This window comes from Mitsuokella sp. oral taxon 131 str. W9106 (assembly GCF_000469545.1).
Lineage (GTDB): Bacteria > Bacillota > Negativicutes > Selenomonadales > Selenomonadaceae > AWVT01.
The window spans coordinates 104887-124748 of record NZ_KI273056.1; the positions used below are offsets into that span (position 1 = coordinate 104887).

Here is a 19862-nt window from a genome sequence, read left to right on the forward strand (position 1 = left end):
TGCATGGAGTTCGCATGGCAGTGCTTCGTCAAAAGCTCGTATTCCTCCTCCGCCTCGACGCCCTCGCCGCACGCCTGGATGCCGATGCTGCGGCAGCGTGCGGCGGTGCACGCGATTTCTCCTTTATGATAACGAATCACAGGAGAAGAATCAAGCACCGCCGTCACAGAATTTGAGTCCGATCCCCATTCATGTTATGATAGGAAAAAGAAAAAAGGAGGAACTTGCTTGAACGACTATCGCCTCTACCTCTTCGACTTCGACTACACGCTCGCAAACTCCGAAGCGGGCATACTCAAATGTTTCCATCTCGCACTCCGGGGTGCGGGCTATCCAGACGTGGCAGACGACGCCATAAGGCGCACCATCGGCCTGCCGATGGCAGACGCCGTGCAGCAGATCATAAAGGGCACGAAGGAGGAGGCGCGCGCCTTCATCGAGGCGTACCGCCCGCTCGCCGACCGCTACATGACGGAGGGCACGGTCTTTTTCCCGCGCGCACTCGAGACGCTTCGCGCCCTCAAGAAACGCGGTGCAAAAATCGCCATCGTCTCGAACAAGACGGGCAGCCGCATCCAAGAAAAATTTGACCGCGACGGCGCACGCGACTGCGTCGACCTCATCGTCGGCAGCGACGAGGGGATCGCACCGAAGCCGGCGCCCGACGGCCTTTGCCATGCGATCAAGCGCTTCGGCGTGCCGAAGGACGCCGCGCTCTACACGGGCGACAGCACGGTCGATGCTGCGGCGGCAGCGCACGCCGGCATTGACTTCGCCGCCGTGCTGACGGGCGCGACGCGGGCGGACGCCTTTGCCGCTTACCCGCATGTCCTCCTGCTCGACGGCGTCGAAGGCTTGCTCGTACGCTAGAATCATGCTATAATTGTTTCGCTATATAAGGAATCACGGATAAATTCAGCCACGCCATCTTGACGCATCTTTTTTGCCCGCACTCCGGCGGGAAATCCTCCACAGAGCATTGCTCTGCATCCGGTTTCCCACCTCGTTCGGGCGAACCATCTACGCCAATCTGACGAACTTCATTTTATCCGTGATGCCTAAGCTTCGGAGAGGTGTCCGAGTGGTTTAAGGAGCCGGTCTTGAAAACCGGTGATGTCTCACGGCACCGTGGGTTCGAATCCCACCCTCTCCGCCATATATGGAGTGGTGCTCAAGAGGCTGAAGAGGACGATTTGCTAAATCGTTGTCTAGTAGAGGGTTTCGCTTAATTCTGTCTATGTTGTTGCAATTTTGGAATTTGGTTGTCCACAGGCTTGAGCGAGAGAAAGAGAGTATGACATATATAACATAATAAAAGGAAACTGATATCTTTTATGTGTTGGTTTCTTTTTTTATTGGCTAAATGGGAAGCTAGAAAACAATTATATTCCTACAATTAGGATATAACAAAAAAAACAATTAATTAATAAAATTCGGCTAAAAGGAAATCCCTCATTAGTCGCCCAGTATGATATAATATTCCTGTTCAATAAAGAAACTAGGAGTTTTAAGATGCTTGATTATATAATAAACAAAACTATGGAATATTTGGATGGTATGCCAAAGACTAAGCGGAAAAAGATCGGACAGTTTTTTACTGGTCTTGAAACCGCTAGGTTCATGGCAAGCCTTTTTTCTTTGCCTAAAAAAGAACATTTGGATATTCTCGACCCAGGTACTGGTTCAGCAATCCTGACCGTTGCTCTCATGGAACGGCTAGAACAAGAAGCAACTATAAAAAGCGTTTCCTTGATATGTTATGAAACCGAACCTGCTATCCTTGACTTGCTGAAAGAGAATTTAGAATATATCAAGTCTGCTGTTAGTTTTGAATTCAATTATAAAATGATTATAAAAAATTATATAACCAGTCAGCAAAAGCCACTTCCTATTGCTGATTTGGTAATCGGAAATCCTCCTTATAGGAAAATACCTCGTTTGGCAGAAGAAGCCACCATGATGGAGCATGTTGTTTACGGTGCTCCTAATCTGTATTTTCTGTTTACCGCCAAAAGTATTGAAAACCTCAGAGATGGAGGCGAACTGGTATATATCATTCCCCGTTCTTGGACATCTGGGGCATACTTTAAGGCTTTTAGAACATTCTTATTTAAGGAAACCACAATAGAGCATATTCACCTGTTTGTTAGCCGCGACAAGGTTTTTGAAAACGAAGCAGTATTGCAGGAAACCATGATTATAAAGCTAAAGAAACAGGCAAATCAATTAAATGAAATTGTAATATCTTCTACCGAATCAAGCTCAGATTTCAATAATATCCAGTATATTAGAGTACCTAAAAAACTGGTTGTTGGAAATGATGATAACCAATATGTGTATTTGGTAACTAATAAGGAGGAAGTAGATGTTTTAGAACGGCTCAGTGTTTTCCATAATACATTATCTTCTCTTGATATGAAAATGAAAACAGGGCTTACCGTTGATTTCAGGGAACGGGAACACCTGATGGATGAGCCAACTAATGACAATGTTCCAATGTTTTTTGCACAACATCTTCAGGACGGCAGGATTACATTCCCTATAGGAAAACACGGGGAATATTTAGATACACGCAAATCTGCTTTACTACAAATGAATACTAACTACCTTTTTGTAAAGCGTTTTACCACGAAGGAAGAAAGCAGAAGATTACAGAGCAGTATTTATTTGCAGGATGATTTCCCAGACCATAAACAAATAAGCACCCAAAACAAATTGAATTTTATAGCCAGAAACAAAAAGGAACTCACTAAACCAATGGTTTACGGCTTGTATTGTTTATTCAATTCTACCTTGTACGATAAATACTACCGTATTCTTAATGGTTCAACTCAGGTTAATTCAACGGAAGTAAACACAATGCCTATGCCTACTTTGGATGGAATTGTTTTCTTAGGGGAACGGTTATTGAAGGAAAACGATTTATCTGAAAAATACTGTGATGATGTTTTGGAGGAATATTTAAATGACGAAGCTAGAAGAAGCGAAAGAGTTTCTTGAATCTGTCGGTATGCCTAAAAAACAACTAGCAGATGTGTGTGGTTTAGCATTACTCACTTTAGCAAACATAAAGCCAAATGATAAATGGGCAAACGCTACTAATGAATGGATAAGAATTCATGATATTATCCAATTTGCAAAAGAACATTATGGGATAGAATACGCTGAAAACAGCAGGGAAACTATCCGTAAACAGGCTATGCACCCTTTCAGGCGTGGAGCTTTAATAGAAGATAACGGCAAATCAACTAACAGTCCTAACTACCGTTATCGGCTAACAGAAGAAACCTGTTCTTTAATAAAAAGTATCGGCTCTTATAAGTGGCAACAGGAACTTGTTGGTTTTTCTGCCGTACATGAATCTTTAATAGATATTTATTCCTCAAAAAAAGAAATGCAAAAGATGCCAGTTAAAATAAACGGTGCGGATTTCTCATTCTCATCAGGAAGTCACAATCAGTTACAAAAATCTATTATAGAAGAATTAGCCCCACGATTTGCACCTCATTCTGAGTGTCTTTATGTTGGCGATACCACAGAAAAAGACATGGTAAAGAATGTTGGGAAATTAAAGCAACTGGAGTTTGAGATAACTTTGCACGACAAGATGCCAGATGTTGTTTTATATCGTGAGGATAAAGACTGGATTTATTTTATAGAAGCAGTAACCTCAGTCGGACCGATGAATCCGAAGCGTATAGACGAAATATCCGATATGACTAAAAATGTAAAATCAGGCAAGGTGTTTATTACAGCTTTTCTTGATTTTAAAACATATAAAAAATTCTCCGAGGAATTGGCTTGGGAAACAGAAGTATGGATTGCAGATATGCCAGATCATATGATTCACTTGAATGGAGATAATTTTTTAGGACCGAGATAAGATTGAAAAGGGACTGTGGATAAAATGCGAAAGCATTTTGTCACAGCCCCTTTTTTGATGCCGTATGGAATTACCAGATCTTGCCGAGCATGAACCAGACGCGCCCCTTTGCCTTTGCCGCCTGGCTCAGATTCTCGTCGCCACCGATGCGCCGCGCGTAATCGAGACGCGCAAACCAATCGTTCGGCTTGCTGTAGGAAAGGCCGATGCCGTATCCCTTGAGCGTCATACCCTCGGACTGGAACGACTTGTAGCTCGCATGCCCCATGTCGAAATACGTGCTCGCGACGAGTCCCGGCACGTCCGTGTAATAGCGCGCTTCGAGCGTCGCGAGATAGCCCATGTCGCCCGATCCCTCGCTCTGCGGATACGCGCGGACGCCGTTCGCACCGCCGAGCGTGAACTGTTCCGAGCTGTCGAGTGCATGGCTCGCGAGCTGTCCCGCGAGCTTCAGCGAGAGGTCGCTGCGATGGCCGACCGCCTGCACGAGCTTTGCCGATGCCTCCATCTTCGTATAGGCGCCATCCGTTCCGCCGACCGCACCGAGCCGCTTTGCATAGCTGGAATCCATGGAGATCGTTCCCGTCGTGAGCGTTGCCGTGTACTCCGTCATGAACGAGCCGCTGCGCACGCTGCCTTCCACGCCGACGTGGACGCTGTGCGACTGCTTGTCGCTGTCGGCAGCCCCTGCGAACTTTCCGATATCGTCCTTCAGCTTGCGGTAGTCATACCCGTACTTGACCATCAGCGCGCGGTCGCTCTGATGGTATACGGGGCGCTGTCCGAAGACGCTGATCGTATCCGCACGTCCGTAGGCGCGCCAATCCCTGAACTTGCCGCCGAGATGGTAGTCCATGCGGCTATAGCCGAGTCCGAGCGTCGTCCCGCCGCGTCCGACAAGCGTCTCGTAGTTGATGTAGTAATTATGCAGATCCTGGTTCGATATCATGCCGCCGACCTGCATGCGCGCCCCCGTTCCGTCGATGTCGTAGAGACTGTGCTGCAGGCCGTAGCGATAGCGTCCCGTCGCCTGTCCGCCGTAGTTCTCGGCGTACAGGATGGTGTTCTCGCCCTTGCCGTCCTCGATGCGCACGGTGATGTCGCTCGCGCCGAACTCCTTGCCGGGCGAGAGCACGGCGACGGCGCGCGTGCCGCTCGCATCGGAGAGCGTGTAAAGCGTCGTCTCAAGCTGCTTCGTGCGCACGATGTCCCCCGCCTTCAGTTGCTTGACGAAGCCCATTGCAATGTCGTCCTTGAGCTTGCTGTGGTTCTCAAGGCGCACGTCGCCGATGTGCCCGGGGATGAGCTTTATGAGCACCATGCCGTCCTTGCTCTGCTGCGAAGGCAGGTACGCCGCTGCCGCAGGGTAGCCGTGCTGGCGGGCGTACACCGTCAGCGCATGGATTGTCGCGTTGAGATTCGCGAGCGTCTTTCCCGCGCCCATGCCGTCCTGGAGAATCTTCGTCAATTCCTTTTTGTTCAGGTCGAGCTCCAATGCTTCGAGGCGGAAGTTCGTGATCGTGAACTTCACTTCCTCTTCCGTCGCGCCCCTGACGGGCAAGTTGTCCTCCATCGAGACCTCCGCCTGCGGCGCCTGATCCCGGATATCCTGCCCCGGCTTCGAGAGCGACGACGCAGCGAACGCCGTGCCCGCAAGCGATCCTGCGATCCATGCCGCAAGCACGCCGCCCGCACCAATACGATATGCACCCTTCATAAAGTCCGACTCTTCCCCTCTGTAAAAAATGATCCCTGTTATTTCTCTTGATTCTAGTTTACTGATACGGCAGCGGGAAATCAAGCCCCAATATTTTCTCATCCCTCCCGCCTGCCGATCGCAAAGTACGCGCGGCTTCCCTTGGCCCCGCGCTCGACCTCAAGCCGTGCGGGGATGCGCGCCTCAAGCTCCGTGACGTGCGAGATGATGCCGACGAGCCGTGCGCTGTCCTGCTGCAGCCCGACGAGCGCTTCAAGCGCCGTGTCGAGCGTCTCCATGTCGAGGGAGCCAAATCCCTCATCGATGAACATCGTATCGAGCCGCACGCCGCCCGCGTACGACTGCACGACGTCGGCGAGCCCGAGCGCAAGCGAAAGCGAGGCGAGGAACGACTCGCCGCCCGAGAGCGAGCGCACGCCGCGCGGCCGCCCCGTCTCCGCATCGAGCACGGAAAGCTCAAGCCCTTCCCAGCTCCTGCCCTTCGTCTGATCCTGTCCGAGCTCGCCCATGACAAGCTGAAAGCGCTGGCGGCTCATGATCGAAAGGCGCGCGTTCGCCGCGTCCATGACCTCGCAGAAGATCGAGCGCTGCACGTAGGTCTGGAAGTGAACGCCGTGCTCGCCACCCGCTACGGAAGCGAGACGCTTCGCAAGGCGGTAGCGCGCATCGAGTTTTTCATGCCGCTGCGCGCCCTTTGCGATCTCCGCCTCGATGCCCGCGAGCTGCTCCTGCCGTGCCTTTTGCCCCGCCTCCTCCTGCTGCGCCGCGCGCGCCTGCTCGCGCGCCTGCTCTGCCGCCTGCAAGAGGGCGGGGGTATCCGGCTTTTCCTTGCCCGCGATGGCAGAGGCAGCGTCCTTTGCCGCGCGCTCGGCGCCCGCGAGCTCCTTGGAAAATTCGATGATGCGCTCTCCCATCCGCTTGCGGTACGTCTCCTTCTGCCAATTCCGATCGCGCGCGATTGCCTCGTACGCCTCCCGCGTCAGCTCCGATGCCAGAAGTGCCGCCTCGAAGTCTGCGCGCCCCTTTTGCGCCGCATCCTTCGCCGTTTGTGCTTCCGTCTCCGCGCTCTCTGCCGCCGCACGCTTCTGCGCCGCCGCGACCTTTGCCTGCTCCGCCTGCGCCCGCGCCCGCTTCCAGGCATCCTCAAGTGCTTCCCCACGCGCCTTCGCCTGACCGAGCCGCGCCAAGAGCGCACCGGGCGCGCGCAGGTCTTTTGGGAGCGCATCCGCTAGAGCCTGCAGACTGCCCCGCGCCGCACCCTCTGCCGCGCCCGCCTGCATGGCGGCCGCCTGCGCCCGCTTACGCTCCGCCGTCAGGCGATCCGCCACTTGCTGTGCCTCCACATACGCTTCCTGCGCCGCTGCGTAGGCGCGGGCATCGTCTTTTGCCCGTTCGTATTCGTCCGCGCGGTCTTTCTCCGCCGCACCGGGCGCGCGCCGCGCGGGGCTCGGATGCGTGAGCGCGCCGCAGACCGGACAGGGCTTCCCGTCCACGAGCGCCTCCGCGAGCGCAAGCGCTGCGCTTCGCTCGTAGAGCGTGCGCAGGCAGGCGCCCTGTCGCTCTGCCGCCTGTGCTGCGCTGCGCCGCGCGGCTTCCTCGCGCTGCACGAGCGCCGCCGCCTGCCCCTGTGCCTCTGCTGCCGCGCCCATCGCCTGCTCGGCCGTCTTTTGTGCCGCGTTGTACTGCGCGGCCGTCTGCACGAGGCTGCCAAGCGCCGCCTGCTCCTTGCGGCACGCCTCGCGCTCCCCCTCGCGCCCTTCCTCTGCGGCTAGTGCCTTCTGCGCCTTCTGCGCCGCCTGCTCGGCTCGCTCCGCCTGCGCCTGCGCACGCGTGCGCAGGTCGGCGCGCCGCTTCGCTTCCGCTTCGAGCATCACGGCGCGGCTCTCGCGCTCCATCGGAACGACGGCGCGCTTCGCCTCCTCAAGGCGCGTGCGGCAAGCTTCCATGGTCACGGCATCCGCCTGTTTTTTCGCGAGCTCTGCCGCGCGCGCCGCAGCCTCCTCAAACCGCGCGGCAAGCGCCTTGCCCGCCTGCCATGCGGCTTCCTTCTCCTGCGCCTGCCCCTGCGCCACGCGCACGCGCGCCTGCGCTGCCTGCAGCATTTCCTTGCCGCCCGCAAGCTGTGCGCAAAGCGCCGCCACCGTCTCGCAATGCGCCTGCTCCAAGAGAATCTGCTCTCGCTTTTTTAGCTCCCTTGCCTCCGCTTCAAGCACACTCGCCCGCTTCTTCAGGCACTCCTCAATCGCACTGTAGCGCTCCGTCCGAAAGAGCTTTTGCAGGATGATGCTGCGCTCCTTCGAGTCTGCGACGAGGAATTTCTGAAAGTCGCCCTGCGGCAAGAGGACGACTTGGCAGAACTGGTCATGGTCGATGCCGATGAGATCGACGATGTGCTTCGTCACCGTCTGCGGCATCTTCGCGAGAAGTTCCTCCGCATCGCCGTCGAGACGGCAGAGCGTGCCCTTTGCAGGGATCGGCGTCTTGCGCCCCGGGACTTCCTGCTTGAGCGAGCGGTAGACGCGATAGACGGCAGAGCCCAGCGCAAACGTGAGCTCCGCCCACGTCACCGCGTCCTCCGGCGCACGGTCCGCACGCAGGATGCTGCTCTTCTCGCGGCTTTTCCCGCTCGCCTCGCCGTAGAGCGCGTACGTCAGCGCGTCGAGGATCGTCGTCTTGCCCGCGCCCGTCGCACCGTGGATGAGAAAGAGCCCGTGCCCATCCAGCCCGCGCGCAAAGTCGAGCTCCTGCTCGGCCGCATACGAGCCGATGCCGAAAAATCGCAGCTTCAGCGGTCTCATTCGCTCGCCCTCCCTTCCGGCGCTTCCCGCGCGTCCTTCTCCGCACGCGCCTCACGATCCATCGCATCGACGCATTCGGTGAAAAAGGCCCGCTGCTCTTCCGTCATCGCCTCGCCTGTCGCCTCGCGGTAAAAATCGGCGAACTTCTCCATGTCGCTCACGCCCTCGTTCGCGGTGCGCGCCTCGGAGCGGATCGCCTGCGCCTTGAAATTTGGAAACTCGATGCCGAAGATGTTGTCGTAGCGCTCCGCAAGCTTTTCGCGCGCACTGAGCGGGCGCACCGTGTCGAGCAGGCGGACAAGCACGTAGTCGTCCCTCGGCAGCGGGTCGCTCCCCGCACGAAGGTCGTCCAGCATCCCCTCGACGACGCGCACGGCATGGCGCGGCGCGAGCGCGTGAAATGCATGCGAGACCGCACCCGCCGCATCAATCGAAACAAGCTCGAACCCCTTTTCCTGCCGAACCTCGTCAAACGAATAGCAGAGCGGCGAGCCCGCGTAGCGAATGGTCTCCGCCCCCGCGCGCTGCGGTCCGTGCAGATGGCCGAGCGCCGCATACGAAAAATCCTTGAAATGCGCAGGCGATATTTGATCGCTGCCGCCGACGGACAGCGCACGCACCGACTCCGTCCTGACGCCGCCCGCAAGAAACGCGTGCGCGACGGCGACGCTCGGCATGCCGCCGGGAAGCGCCGCGCGTGCCTTCTCCACGACGAGCGCCGCCGCCTCGTCGAACGAAAGCGTTTCGCGGATGCCAAAAACATCCCGCACCTCGATGGGATCGAGATACGGGATGAGCGAAAAGGCGACAGGTCCCTCCGCGCTCCCGATGATGACGGGCGAAAGGTCGTCCGTCAGGCGCGCGCGGACATGGACGCCTGCCATAGCGAGCACCTCCGCGCCGAAGTCAAGCCGCCGTCCGCTGTCATGGTTGCCCGAGATGAACAGCACCTCCGCGCCCGCCGCGCGGATCTTTCCGAGCACGGAGCCAAAGAGCGCCACGGCTTCCGCCGGCGGCACGCTGCGGTCGTAGACATCGCCCGCGATGACGACGGCATCGGCCGCGTACGTTCGCACCGCCTCGACGAGCGCATCGAGCACAAACGCCTGGTCCTCCGTCATGTAGCGCTGTCCGAACAGCTTGCCGAGATGCCAGTCCGCCGTGTGAATGAACCGCATGGTGCGCCCTCCTTCCGAATCGTTTCGCCTATTTGAAAAACAGCGCGTAGTATCCGTTGACGAAAATAATCAGCACGATGAGCGGCAAGATCCATGTCGCGTAGAAGCGAGCCCACTTCGGAAACGCCATGCCGCGCCCCGTATCCGCCTCGCGCGTGAACGCATCCCAGCCCCAGCCGTAGCGGCTCGTGCAGAAGAGCAGGTAAACGAGGCTGCCGAGCGGCAGGAGATTGTTGCTCACGAAAAAATCCTCCAGGTCGAGGACGCCAGAGCCAGGGCCAAACGGCGTGAAGCCGCTCCAAGCATTGAAGCCCAAAATGCAGGGCATCGAGAGCAGCATGATCGTCGGGATTCCCCAGCGGATGATGATCTTGCGGTCACGGCGGATCAGCTCAAGAAAACAGCAGATGAGATTCTCAAAGACCGCGATGACCGTGGACATCGAGGCGAACATCATAAAGAGGAAAAAGAGACTGCCCCAAAGCCTGCCGAGCGGCATGTGGTTGAACACGTTCGGCAGTGCGACGAAGAGCAGGTTCGGTCCGCTCGCCGGGCTCACGCCGTAGCTGAAGCAGGCGGGGAAAATGATGAGGCCTGCCATGAGCGCGACGAACGTATCGAGCACGATGACCCAGATCGCCTCGCCCGTCAGACGCTTCGATTTGCCGATGTAGCTGCCGAAAATCGCGAGCGCACCGATGCCGAGCGAGAGCGTGAAGAATGCCTGCCCCATCGCGGCGAAGACGACCTCCTGCACGCCGTGCTCCATGAGCCGCCCGAAATCCGGGAAGAGGTAATAGCGAAGCCCCTCGCCGCTCCCCGGCAGCAAGACCGAGTTGATGGCGAGCGCAATCATGAGCAGGAGGAGGCAGATCATCATCCATTTCGTGACGCGCTCGACGCCGCGCTGCACGCCAAGGTAGCAGACGCCGCCGCAGAGGAGCACCGTCACCGCCATGCAGAAGGCCATCACGCCGGGCGAAGCGAGGAGATCCGTGAACACTGCGCCCACGCCTGCCGCGTCGAGCCCCACGAAGCCTCCTGTCGCCATCCGATAGATGTAGTAGAGCATCCAGCCCGTGATCGTCGTGTAAAACATCATGAGGATCAGATTGCCCGCAATCGCGCCGTACTTGTAGAGATGCCACTTCGTCCCCTTCGGCTCAAGCGCATCAAACGACATCGCGACGCTGCGCACGCTCGCGCGCCCGACGGCGAACTCCGCGACCATGATCGGAAGTCCGAGTATCGCGAGAAAGACGAGATAGACAAGCACGAACGATGCGCCGCCGTAAAGTCCTGTGATATACGGGAAACGCCAAACATTGCCCAGCCCGATCGCGCACCCCGCCGAGACGAGAATAAAGCCGAGCCGCGTGGAAAAACTGCCGCGTTCCATGAAAACACATCCTTGCCTATAACTTAAAACACCACTGTATTTTATCATACGCTTCCAAGCGCGGTTTGTCCAGTTCGAACTGAGGATGCCAAGAACCAACCTGCAGGCTTGCAATCCAATGAAGCAATCCAATGGAGCATTTGGAGCATTTCCATGCCGCAGCGCGAAAGCCCCATTGACCAAACAGGGCTTCTGTGTTCTAATAGAACCATAAACGTTTTGTATCGTTTCAGAAGGGGGATTTCCATGGGCAAATACCAAGAGGACGCGAAAGAGCTCCTCGCACTCGTCGGCGGCAAGGAGAACGTCGCCGCCGTGACGCACTGCATGACGCGGATGCGCTTCGTGCTCGGCGACCCGGCGAAAGCCGACGTGAAGAAAATCGAGGCGATGAAGGTCGTCAAGGGCAGCTTCACGCAGGCGGGCCAGTTCCAGGTCATCATCGGCAACACCGTCGCGGACTTCTACAATGACTTCGTCGCCGTCTCCGGCATCGAGGGCGTCTCGAAGGACGCCGTGAAGCGCGCGGCAGGCGCGAACCAAAACGCGCTCCAGCGCGCCGTCGCCGTCGTCGCGGAGATCTTCGCGCCGCTCATCCCGGCCATCATCACAGGCGGTCTTATTTTGGGCTTCCGCAACTGCATCGACCAGCTTGCACTCTTTGAGAACGGAACGAAGACACTCGTCGAAATCAGCCAATTTTGGGCTGGCATGGACAAATTCCTCTGGCTCATCGGCGAGGCGGTCTTCCACATGCTGCCCGTCGGCATCTGCTGGTCGGTCACGAAGAAGATGGGCACGACACAGATGCTCGGCATCGTGCTCGGCCTGACGCTCGTCTCGAGCCAGCTCCTGAACGCCTACGCCGTCGCGGGCACGCCGCCCGACCAAATCCCCGTCTGGGACTTCGGCGCATTCAAGGTTCACATGATCGGCTATCAGGCGCAAGTGCTCCCGGCGATTCTCGCCGCGTTCACCCTCGCCTACCTCGAAAAATTCTTCCGCAGGGTTACGCCGCAGGTCGTCTCGATGATCGTCGTGCCGTTCTGCAGCCTCGTGCTCGCCGTCATCGCAGCGCACTTCGTCCTGGGTCCGATTGGATGGACGATCGGATCTGCCATTTCAAGCGTCGTCTACGCGGGCATCACGGGCTCTTTCCAGACGGTCTTCGCCGCCATCTTCGGCTTCATCTACGCGCCGCTCGTCATCACGGGCCTGCACCACATGACAAACGCCATCGACCTGCAGCTCATCGCGGACTACCACGGCACGATGCTCTGGCCGATGATTGCCCTCTCAAACATCGCGCAGGGCTCTGCCGTCCTCGGCATGATTTACCTGCAGCGCAAAAACGCCGCCGCGCAGGAAGTCAATGTGCCGGCGTGCGTCTCCTGCTACCTCGGCGTCACCGAACCGGCCATCTTCGGCGTCAACCTCAAATACTACTTCCCGTTTCTCTGCGGCATGACGGGATCGGCATGCGCCGCCGTGCTCTGCGTCTCGACGGGCACGACGGCAAACGCGATCGGCGTCGGCGGCCTGCCGGGCATCCTCTCCATCCAACCGCCGTTCATGCTCTCGTTCGCGATGAGCATCGCGCTCGCCATTGCCATCCCCTTCGTCCTGACCGTCCTCATCGGCATGAGGCGCGGCGTGAGCGCAGCGCCGGACGCCCAAGAGGCGGCAACGGCGAAAGACCAGGCCGCGGATACGGCGAAGCCCTCGGTCTTTCCAGAAAGCGAGCATGAAATGACGGCATTTTTGGACGGCGAGGCCATCGACCTAAAGGAAGTCGGCGACGGCGTTTTCTCCGAAGGCATCGTCGGGCCCGGCCTCGCCATCCGCCCGACGAGCGACGTGCTCTATTCGCCGGTTTCGGCGCGCGTCTCCGTCACCATGGACGACTCGCGCCATGCGATCGGCCTCACGCTATCCAACGGCATGGAGCTCCTGCTGCACGTCGGTCTCGACACCGTGGACATGAAGGGCAACGGGTTCTCCTACCTCGTGCAAAAGGGCGCCTTCGTAAAGCGCGGCGACCCGCTCATCCGCTTCGACCGCGCCAAGATCAAGGCGGCAGGCCACTCGGATGTCACCATGTGCATCGTCACGGCAGAGGGCACGGCGCAAGCCATCGAATATCACACGGGAATCCGTGCCGAGGCGGGAAAGACCGTCATCATCACGACGGAGTAAGGAGACCATGAGATGAACGTACAGGACAAAGTCGTCTATCAGATCTATCCGAAATCCTTCTATGACACGAACGGGGATGGGCTCGGCGACCTGAAGGGCGTCACCGCAAAGCTCGGCTACCTGAAAGAGCTGGGCGTCGACCTCCTCTGGCTCACGCCGTTTTTCCCCTCACCGCAGAACGACGGCGGCTATGACGTCGCCGACTACTGCGCCGTCGATCCGCGCTTCGGCACGATGGAGGACGTGGAGACCCTCATCCGCGAGGCCAGGGCGCGCGGCATCGGACTCATGTTCGACATGGTGTTCAACCATACCTCGACCGACCACGAATGGTTCCGGCGCGCGCTCAAGGGCGATCCCACCTACCTGGATTACTACATCTTCAAGGATGGAGTGCCGGGAAGCCCGCCGACGAACTGGGAATCGAAATTTGGCGGCAGTGCATGGGAGTACGTGCCCGCGCTCAAAAAGTACTACCTCCACCTCTTCGATGTCTCGCAGGCCGACCTCAACTGGGAGAACCCGCGCGTGCGCGAAGCGCTCAAGAACGTCATCCGCTTCTGGAAGGCAAAAGGCGTCGAAGGCTTCCGCTTCGACGTCGTGAACCTCATCTCCAAGCCCGCCGTCTTTGAAAACGACTACGAGGGCGACGGCCGGCGATTCTACACCGACGGGCGTCACGTGCACGAATTCTTGAAGGAGCTCACGGCGGATACCGGCATCGACGCGATGATCACCGTCGGCGAGATGTCTTCGACGACGATCGAAAACTGCATCCGCTACTCGAACCCGAAGGAAAAAGAGCTCTCCATGACGTTCAGCTTCCACCACCTGAAAATCGACTACGCAGGCGGCGCGAAGTGGGCGCTCATGCCGCCCGACATCATGGCGCTCAAGAACCTCTTTGCCGACTGGCAGGAGGGCATGGAGGCGGGCGGCGGCTGGAATGCCGTATTCTGGTGCAACCACGACCAGCCGCGCATCGTCAGCCGCCTCGGCGACGATGTGCACTGCCGCGTGGAATCCGCCAAGATGCTCGGCGCGTGCATCCACCTCATGCGCGGCACACCGTACATCTACCAAGGCGAAGAGCTCGGCATGACGAACGCGAAGTACACGGACATCGCCCAGTACGAGGACGTCGAGAGCCGCAACTACTACAAAATTCTCCTAGAAGAAGGCAAGACCAAGGAAGAAGCGCTCCATATCCTAGGCGTGCGCTCGCGCGACAACAGCCGCACGCCGATGCAGTGGAGCGCGGGCGAAAACGCGGGCTTTACGACCGGCACGCCGTGGCTCTCCCCGCCTGCAAACTACAAGGAAATCAACGCCGAAGCCGCGCAGAACGATCCCGATTCCGTCTTTCACTTCTATCAAAAGCTTATCCGCCTGCGCAAGGAACGCCCCATCATCCAGGCGGGCACGATTTCCTTCCGCGAGCGCGCGAACGCGGACGTCGTCGCCTACGAGCGCGCGCGAAAGGACGAGAAGCTCCGCGTCTACTGCAACTTCCGCGCAACGCCTGCCGCCCTAGCGGAGGACAGCATCGAGGCACTCGAAGCCGCCGGCTGGCGAAAGTGCCTCGGCAACTACGAAGGGCTAGAAGAAACGCTCCGCCCCTACGAAGTCGTCGTGCTCGAAAACTAAAGATACCGAAAAAGCAAAGCCCATCCGCGTAAATCGCCGCGGATGGGCTTGGTTGTCTTTTTCGGTCAGATGCCAAGGTTCGCACCCGCCCTTTTGGCGAGCATGCAGACGGCATGGAGCGGCAGCCCGACGACATTCGAGTACGAGCCCTCGATGCGCTCGATGAACGCCGCCGCCCTGCCCTGCACGGCGTACGCGCCCGCCTTGTCCATCGGCTCGCCCGTCGCCACGTAGCGCACGATTTCCTCCTGCGTCATCGGCGCAAAGAAGACGCGCGTCCGCACGACATCGTCAAATACCCTTCCATGATGGGCAAAGGCGATTCCCGTCAGCACCTCGTGCGCGCCGCCCGCGAGCGATGCAAGCATCCGCCGCGCGTCCGCCGGGTCCTTCGGCTTGCCGTAGATATGCCCCGCCCTCGCCACGACCGTGTCCGCGCCGAGCACGGGCACGTCAGGCCGCAGCTTTGCCACGGCCAGTGCCTTGCGCCGCGCATTTTCGCGCACGACATCTTCCGGCGCAAGCGCGTCCGTCATGACCTCCTCGGCGTCCGATACGAGCACTTCAAACGAACAGCCGATCTGCGCGAGCAATTCCCTTCGGCGCGGCGACTGCGATGCGAGCAAAATCATAGATTCCCTCCTACGCATCGGATTCGCGATGGTCTTCGAAGCATACGGCGAACGCGCCGTATGCTTCGCACTATCCCTTATCCGACGCCTCACTGTACACGTCCTTCAGCAGCGTCTCCTTGCGCAGGCTCTGGCACGCGCAGGGGCGCACGCTTGCATCGGCCTTGCGGATCGTGTCCAATAGGATGGCGGCGAGCATGGGGGCATCGTCGTAGAAAATGTCTTCAAGTACCTCGTGCGACCACGGGCGTATCCCCTCGCCGTAGTTGACGGTGAAGTAGAGCCCCGCATAGCACGCGCCGATCTCACGCGCGAGATAGACCTCAGGGCATATACTCTGCCCGACGATGTCAGCGTGCCCGTTCAGCATGGCGATTTCGGCGGGGCTTTCAAAGTGGCGGCCGTCCGTGCAGGCATACGTGCCGCGGTCAAAGATGCGCCCCGTAAAATGCTTCCTTGCCGAATCGAGCAGCAGGCGGCGTAGGTCGGGGCAGAGCGCATCGCGCATGACGAGCAAATAACGGCCGTCGAGCATGACATCCTTGCGCACGGTGAGGTCGAGGTAGTCGTCGGGCACGACGAGGTCGCGCACACCTAAGAGTCGGTTCACGGTGCCGACGCCGCCTTCTGCGAGCACGCAGGAGACGCCCGCCTCGCGAAACACCCAAAAGACCTGCCGCGAGGCGTCCGCACGCGTCACGCCCGAGCGCCAGCCATGCATGCGGCAGGCGAGCACGCGTCTTTCCCCCACGCGAAAGAGCCGCAGGACGGGGCTTATCCCGTACGGCGTTTCAAAGCGAAGCTCCTCCTCCAAAATTTCGACGTCCGCATCCTGCACGTGGCGCGGGAAATCGCTTGAAAGCGTCCCGGAGCCGCCGACCATGCCGAAGGCGGCCTTGGGAATCCGTTCTTGACGCAGCGTGGTTGCCATATCGAATCCTCCTTATTCACGTTCACGGCGTTTTCCGTCAAAGCGCTTGATGACGCGGTACTCCGTATCGCGCTGCGCGGGGCGTCTGCCCGCGCCCTCGATCAGCCGCACCATCTTCTCCGTGCTCATCGCGTAACGCGTGCCGGCGGCGCGCACGACGTTTTCCTCCAGCATGATGCTGCCCGCGTCATCGGCACCAAAGCCCAACGTGAGCTGTCCGATCCGCTCGCCCTGCGTCACCCACGAGCCTTGGATGTGCGCGATGTTGTCGAGGTACAGGCGCGTCATCGCAAGCGTGCGCATGTAGTCCCAGCTGCTCGCCTTCTCGCCGCCGAGCTCCGTATGGTGCGGCTGGTATGTCCACGTGATGAATGCGCGGAATCCGCCCGTCTCGTCCTGCAGGCGGCGAATGCGCTCCATGTGGTGCACGCGCTGCGCCATCGTCTCGCCGAGCCCGATGACCATCGTCGCCGTGCTCTCCATGCCGATCTTATGCGCCGCCCGCATGACGGCGAGCCAGTCCTCCGTCAGGATCTTCTTCGGACTCACGCGGCGCCGCACCGCATCGTCCAGAATCTCCGCGCCGCCGCCTGGAAGGCTATCGAGTCCCGCTGCCTGCAGGCGCTTCAGCGTGTCCTCGATGGAGATCCCCGCCCGCTCGGCGAAGTGCGCGATCTCCGTCGCCGTGAACGAATGAATGCGGATGGCGGGATACGCCGCCCGGATGCGCCGCAGCATCTCCTCGTAGTAGGAAAGCGGCAGGTCTGGGTGCAGCCCGCCCTGTATCATGACCTGCGTGCCGCCCGCCTCCGCCGTCTCGCGCACCTTGTCAAGGATCTCGTCATAGGAAAGCAGGTATGCGTCCGCGCTCTCCCTGCGGCGGAAGAATGCGCAGAACCGGCATTCGTTGCAGCAGACGTTCGTATAGTTGATATTGCGGTCGATGAGGAACGTCACCGTATCGCCGAACCGCTCGCGGCGCACGGCATCCGCCTCGCGCCCCAGCGCGATGAGATCGCCGCCCGTGAGCAGCTCCTCTGCCTCTTTGCTTTCGATTCGCATGGCTTCCTCCTACTCGCCCGCTTCGATCGGCCGATAAAATGTGTCGCGCAGGACGGGCGTATAGCCCGCCTCACAAATGATGCGGCATAGATCTTCCTGCGTGATGCCCGTCCGCGTCTTTGCGCCCGCCGCGTGAATGATTTTCTCCTCGCCGATCGTGCCGTCGAGGTCATCCGCGCCAAACCCCAAAGCGAGCTGTGCGACAGGCATCGTGAGCATGACCCAAAACGCCTTCACGTGCGCGATGTTGTCGAGCACGAGGCGCGCGAGCGCGAGCATCTTCATGTCCTCCCACGAGCCGACGCGCGCCAAATGGTACTTCTCGGCAAGTTTCGTATGGGCAGGATGAAACGGAAAGAGCATGAACGCTTGGAACCCGCCCGTCTCGTCCTGCAGGTCGCGAATGGCGAGCAGGTGCTCCATGCGCTCCTCTACCGTCTCGATATGCCCGTACATCATCGAGGCGTTCGTGCGAATGCCGAGCGCGTGCGCCGTGCGCATCGTTTCGAGCCACTCCGCTGCGGTCGCTTTCTTCGGACAGATGATCCTACGCACGCGATCCGAGAGGATCTCCGCGCCGCCGCCGGGCAGGCTTTGAAGCCCGGCTTCCTTTAGCTCCGTCAAGACCGTGCGGATCGGTTTCCCCGTCTGATGCGCGAAATTCACGATCTCGACGGGCGTGAACGCCTTGATGTCCACATTGGGGAGCGCTGCGCGCACCTGCCGCACGACGTCCAAATAATACGAAAACGGCTTGTCGGGGTGCAGCGCGCTGACGATGTGGATCTCCGAAAGGTGCCTTACGGCCCTTGCCTGTCCAAGCGCCTTTGCGACATCCGCGCGCTCCATCACGAAGCCGCGCGCGTCGCCCGCCTCGACCTGAAACGCGCAGAGCGGGCAGTTCGAGCTGCAGATATTCGTGAGGTTGATGTGGCGGTTGATCGTGTAGTAGACACGCTGCCCACTCGCCTTTTCCTTCGCGCGCCGCGCGCAGGCAGCAAGGAACGTGAGGTCGTTATCCTCGTAGAGTGCAAGCACATCCGCAAGGCACAGGCGCTCGCCCCGCTCCGCCCTACGGCGGGCCTTCTTAATGCTGTCCATGCCGCGCCCCCTCATCGACTATGCGAAGGATATTGAAATTGCAGTCGCAGGCGGCAGGACGCCTGCCCGCCTCGCGGATGATGCGGATGATCTGATCCTCCGCGAGCGCCACAGGGCTCGCCGCGCCCGCATCGTGCAGGATGGTTTCCTTGTGCACCGTGCCGTCGATGTCATTTGCGCCAAATCCCAAGGCGACCTGTGCGACGGGAACCGTCAGCATGACCCAGTACGCCTTGATGTTGCGGAAATTGTCGAGCATGAGACGCGAAATTGCCATCGTGCGAAGATCGTCCCACATGCTCGTCTGCTTCACCTTCTCGCCGAGCTTCGTATGCTTCGGCAGGAACGGAAAGCAGATGAACGTCTGGAAGCCGCCCGTCTCGTCCTGCAAGTCGCGCAGGCGGATAAGGTGATCGACGCGCTCCTCCAGCGTCTCGATATGGCCGTAGAGCATGCTCGCGTTGCTCTTGATGCCGAGCCCGTGCGCCGTGCGCGCTACCAAAAGCCACTCATCCGCCGTCGCCTTTTCCGGGCAGAGCGCGCCGCGCACGCGGTCCGATAGGATCTCCGCGCCGCCGCCCGCGATTGCCTGAAGCCCGCCTCGTTCCTTTAGCTCCATGAGCACCGCGCGCACCGAAAGCCCTGAAATCTTGGCAAAATGCGTGATTTCGACGCCCGTAAATCCCTTGATATAAAGCGTGGGAAAACGGCGGTGGATCGCCTCAAGCCGCGAGACGTAATCCTCGAACGTCCACGTCGGATGCAGCCCCGAGACGACGTGCAGCCCCGCGAGATTCGGGTCGCGCATCGCATCCTCGACGAGGGATATGGCATCCTGCTCCGTCATCGCGTACGCGCCCTTTGCATCCGCGTCGCGCCCGAATGCGCAGAACGCACAGTGCGACGTGCAGATATTCGTGAGATTGACGTGGCAATTCACATTGTAGTATACGATGTCGCCGCACGTTACGCGCCGCACGTGGTCCGCGAGCGCGCCGAGCCAGGCGAGATCCGTGCAGTGAAAGAGCCGCACGCCGTCTTCGCGCGTCAGGCGCTCGCCACGCAGAACCTTGTCCTCGATATCCTGATAGTCTCGTGCTGCCAGCAAAAGACGATCGCCTCCTTTTTCAGATCCATTTGCTTGCGCAAGCATGGAAGAAATGTCCGATATGCATACGTAAATATCATTATACCATGCGAAAGCGTGTCTTCCTAGGATAAAAATGCTTGCATTTCTTCCCAAGTGATAGGTTTACAATACATGTGTTACAAAATAATCGTGAAAGGAGGACGCACCTTGTGTTATGCTTTTAAGCAG

At 58.9% G+C, this 19862-nt stretch carries 15 protein-coding genes and 1 tRNA gene; 7 read left to right on the plus strand and 9 right to left on the minus strand.

Annotated elements, in window-relative coordinates:
- Window positions 1–14 precede the first annotated feature (14 nt).
- The 5 genes from HMPREF1985_RS11270 to HMPREF1985_RS03275 all read left to right on the plus strand — a co-directional run bounded on the left by HMPREF1985_RS11270 (window position 15) and on the right by HMPREF1985_RS03275 (window position 3883).
- The gene (locus HMPREF1985_RS11270; protein WP_155943511.1) at window positions 15–176 is read left to right on the plus strand and encodes a hypothetical protein; all 162 of its coding nucleotides are present in this window, start codon (window positions 15–17) and stop codon (window positions 174–176) included.
- 52 nt (window positions 177–228) lie between these two features.
- On the plus strand, window positions 229–870 hold the full coding sequence (locus HMPREF1985_RS03260) for an HAD family hydrolase (protein WP_021771038.1): 642 nt from the start codon (window positions 229–231) through the stop codon (window positions 868–870).
- 197 nt (window positions 871–1067) lie between these two features.
- A tRNA-Ser gene (locus HMPREF1985_RS03265) sits at window positions 1068–1156 on the plus strand.
- Window positions 1157–1512: 356 nt separating this feature from the next.
- Complete coding sequence (locus HMPREF1985_RS03270; protein WP_021771039.1) at window positions 1513–3000, plus strand: Eco57I restriction-modification methylase domain-containing protein; 1488 nt, start codon at window positions 1513–1515, stop codon at window positions 2998–3000.
- Entirely contained in the window at window positions 2966–3883 is a 918-nt protein-coding gene (locus HMPREF1985_RS03275) for a BsuBI/PstI family type II restriction endonuclease (protein ID WP_021771040.1), read from the plus strand. The genes HMPREF1985_RS03270 and HMPREF1985_RS03275 overlap by 35 nt, the downstream gene beginning before the upstream one ends.
- Window positions 3884–3953: 70 nt before the next feature.
- Here HMPREF1985_RS03275 and HMPREF1985_RS03280 read toward each other — a convergent pair whose 3' ends face one another.
- From HMPREF1985_RS03280 to HMPREF1985_RS03295, 4 genes are all read right to left on the minus strand, one after another.
- Window positions 3954–5600 carry a ShlB/FhaC/HecB family hemolysin secretion/activation protein gene (locus tag HMPREF1985_RS03280; protein WP_051349045.1) on the minus strand — a complete coding sequence of 549 codons (1647 nt, stop codon included), beginning with the start codon at window positions 5598–5600 and terminating at the stop codon, window positions 3954–3956.
- A 98-nt stretch (window positions 5601–5698) separates the two neighbouring features.
- Window positions 5699–8398 carry an AAA family ATPase gene (locus tag HMPREF1985_RS11765; RefSeq protein ID WP_021771042.1) on the minus strand — a complete coding sequence of 900 codons (2700 nt, stop codon included), beginning with the start codon at window positions 8396–8398 and terminating at the stop codon, window positions 5699–5701.
- Entirely contained in the window at window positions 8395–9576 is a 1182-nt protein-coding gene (locus HMPREF1985_RS03290) for an exonuclease SbcCD subunit D (RefSeq protein ID WP_021771043.1), read from the minus strand. Before HMPREF1985_RS03290 ends, HMPREF1985_RS11765 begins: the two co-directional genes overlap by 4 nt.
- Before the next feature lie 28 nt (window positions 9577–9604).
- Window positions 9605–10975: a sodium-dependent transporter gene (locus HMPREF1985_RS03295; protein ID WP_021771044.1), complete on the minus strand. Its 1371-nt coding sequence runs from the start codon at window positions 10973–10975 to the stop codon at window positions 9605–9607.
- 246 nt (window positions 10976–11221) lie between these two features.
- On the opposite strand from HMPREF1985_RS03295, the gene treP reads away from it, so the two are divergent.
- Together treP and treC are read left to right on the plus strand one after the other, a co-directional pair.
- The gene (gene treP / locus HMPREF1985_RS03300; RefSeq protein ID WP_021771045.1) at window positions 11222–13171 is read left to right on the plus strand and encodes a PTS system trehalose-specific EIIBC component; all 1950 of its coding nucleotides are present in this window, start codon (window positions 11222–11224) and stop codon (window positions 13169–13171) included.
- Between the two features lie 12 nt (window positions 13172–13183).
- Window positions 13184–14818: an alpha,alpha-phosphotrehalase gene (gene treC, locus HMPREF1985_RS03305; RefSeq protein ID WP_021771046.1), complete on the plus strand. Its 1635-nt coding sequence runs from the start codon at window positions 13184–13186 to the stop codon at window positions 14816–14818.
- 65 nt (window positions 14819–14883) lie between these two features.
- Here treC and HMPREF1985_RS03310 read toward each other — a convergent pair whose 3' ends face one another.
- The 5 genes from HMPREF1985_RS03310 to mqnE all read right to left on the minus strand — a co-directional run bounded on the left by HMPREF1985_RS03310 (window position 14884) and on the right by mqnE (window position 19652).
- Window positions 14884–15450: a Maf family protein gene (locus HMPREF1985_RS03310; protein ID WP_021771047.1), complete on the minus strand. Its 567-nt coding sequence runs from the start codon at window positions 15448–15450 to the stop codon at window positions 14884–14886.
- A 70-nt stretch (window positions 15451–15520) separates the two neighbouring features.
- Complete coding sequence (locus HMPREF1985_RS03315; RefSeq protein WP_021771048.1) at window positions 15521–16381, minus strand: phosphorylase family protein; 861 nt, start codon at window positions 16379–16381, stop codon at window positions 15521–15523.
- 12 nt (window positions 16382–16393) lie between these two features.
- The gene (gene mqnC / locus HMPREF1985_RS03320) at window positions 16394–17443 is read right to left on the minus strand and encodes a cyclic dehypoxanthinyl futalosine synthase (RefSeq protein ID WP_021771049.1); all 1050 of its coding nucleotides are present in this window, start codon (window positions 17441–17443) and stop codon (window positions 16394–16396) included.
- Between the two features lie 9 nt (window positions 17444–17452).
- On the minus strand, window positions 17453–18544 hold the full coding sequence (locus HMPREF1985_RS03325) for a radical SAM protein (RefSeq protein WP_040636910.1): 1092 nt from the start codon (window positions 18542–18544) through the stop codon (window positions 17453–17455).
- Entirely contained in the window at window positions 18531–19652 is a 1122-nt protein-coding gene (mqnE, locus tag HMPREF1985_RS03330; RefSeq protein ID WP_040636914.1) for an aminofutalosine synthase MqnE, read from the minus strand. The genes HMPREF1985_RS03325 and mqnE overlap by 14 nt, the downstream gene beginning before the upstream one ends.
- Window positions 19653–19862: the final 210 nt, after the last annotated feature.

Coding starts and splice junctions, on each gene's coding strand:
- HMPREF1985_RS03310 (WP_021771047.1), bottom strand. CDS start 15,450: ATGATTTTGCTCGCATCGCAGTCGCCGCGCCGAAGGGAATTGCTCGCG.
- HMPREF1985_RS03270 (WP_021771039.1), top strand. CDS start 1,513: ATGCTTGATTATATAATAAACAAAACTATGGAATATTTGGATGGTATG.
- mqnC (WP_021771049.1), bottom strand. CDS start 17,443: ATGCGAATCGAAAGCAAAGAGGCAGAGGAGCTGCTCACGGGCGGCGAT.
- treP (WP_021771045.1), top strand. CDS start 11,222: ATGGGCAAATACCAAGAGGACGCGAAAGAGCTCCTCGCACTCGTCGGC.
- HMPREF1985_RS11270 (WP_155943511.1), top strand. CDS start 15: ATGGCAGTGCTTCGTCAAAAGCTCGTATTCCTCCTCCGCCTCGACGCC.
- HMPREF1985_RS03290 (WP_021771043.1), bottom strand. CDS start 9,576: ATGCGGTTCATTCACACGGCGGACTGGCATCTCGGCAAGCTGTTCGGA.
- HMPREF1985_RS03275 (WP_021771040.1), top strand. CDS start 2,966: ATGACGAAGCTAGAAGAAGCGAAAGAGTTTCTTGAATCTGTCGGTATG.
- HMPREF1985_RS03295 (WP_021771044.1), bottom strand. CDS start 10,975: ATGGAACGCGGCAGTTTTTCCACGCGGCTCGGCTTTATTCTCGTCTCG.
- HMPREF1985_RS03325 (WP_040636910.1), bottom strand. CDS start 18,544: ATGGACAGCATTAAGAAGGCCCGCCGTAGGGCGGAGCGGGGCGAGCGC.
- HMPREF1985_RS03280 (WP_051349045.1), bottom strand. CDS start 5,600: ATGAAGGGTGCATATCGTATTGGTGCGGGCGGCGTGCTTGCGGCATGG.
- HMPREF1985_RS03315 (WP_021771048.1), bottom strand. CDS start 16,381: ATGGCAACCACGCTGCGTCAAGAACGGATTCCCAAGGCCGCCTTCGGC.
- treC (WP_021771046.1), top strand. CDS start 13,184: ATGAACGTACAGGACAAAGTCGTCTATCAGATCTATCCGAAATCCTTC.
- HMPREF1985_RS11765 (WP_021771042.1), bottom strand. CDS start 8,398: ATGAGACCGCTGAAGCTGCGATTTTTCGGCATCGGCTCGTATGCGGCC.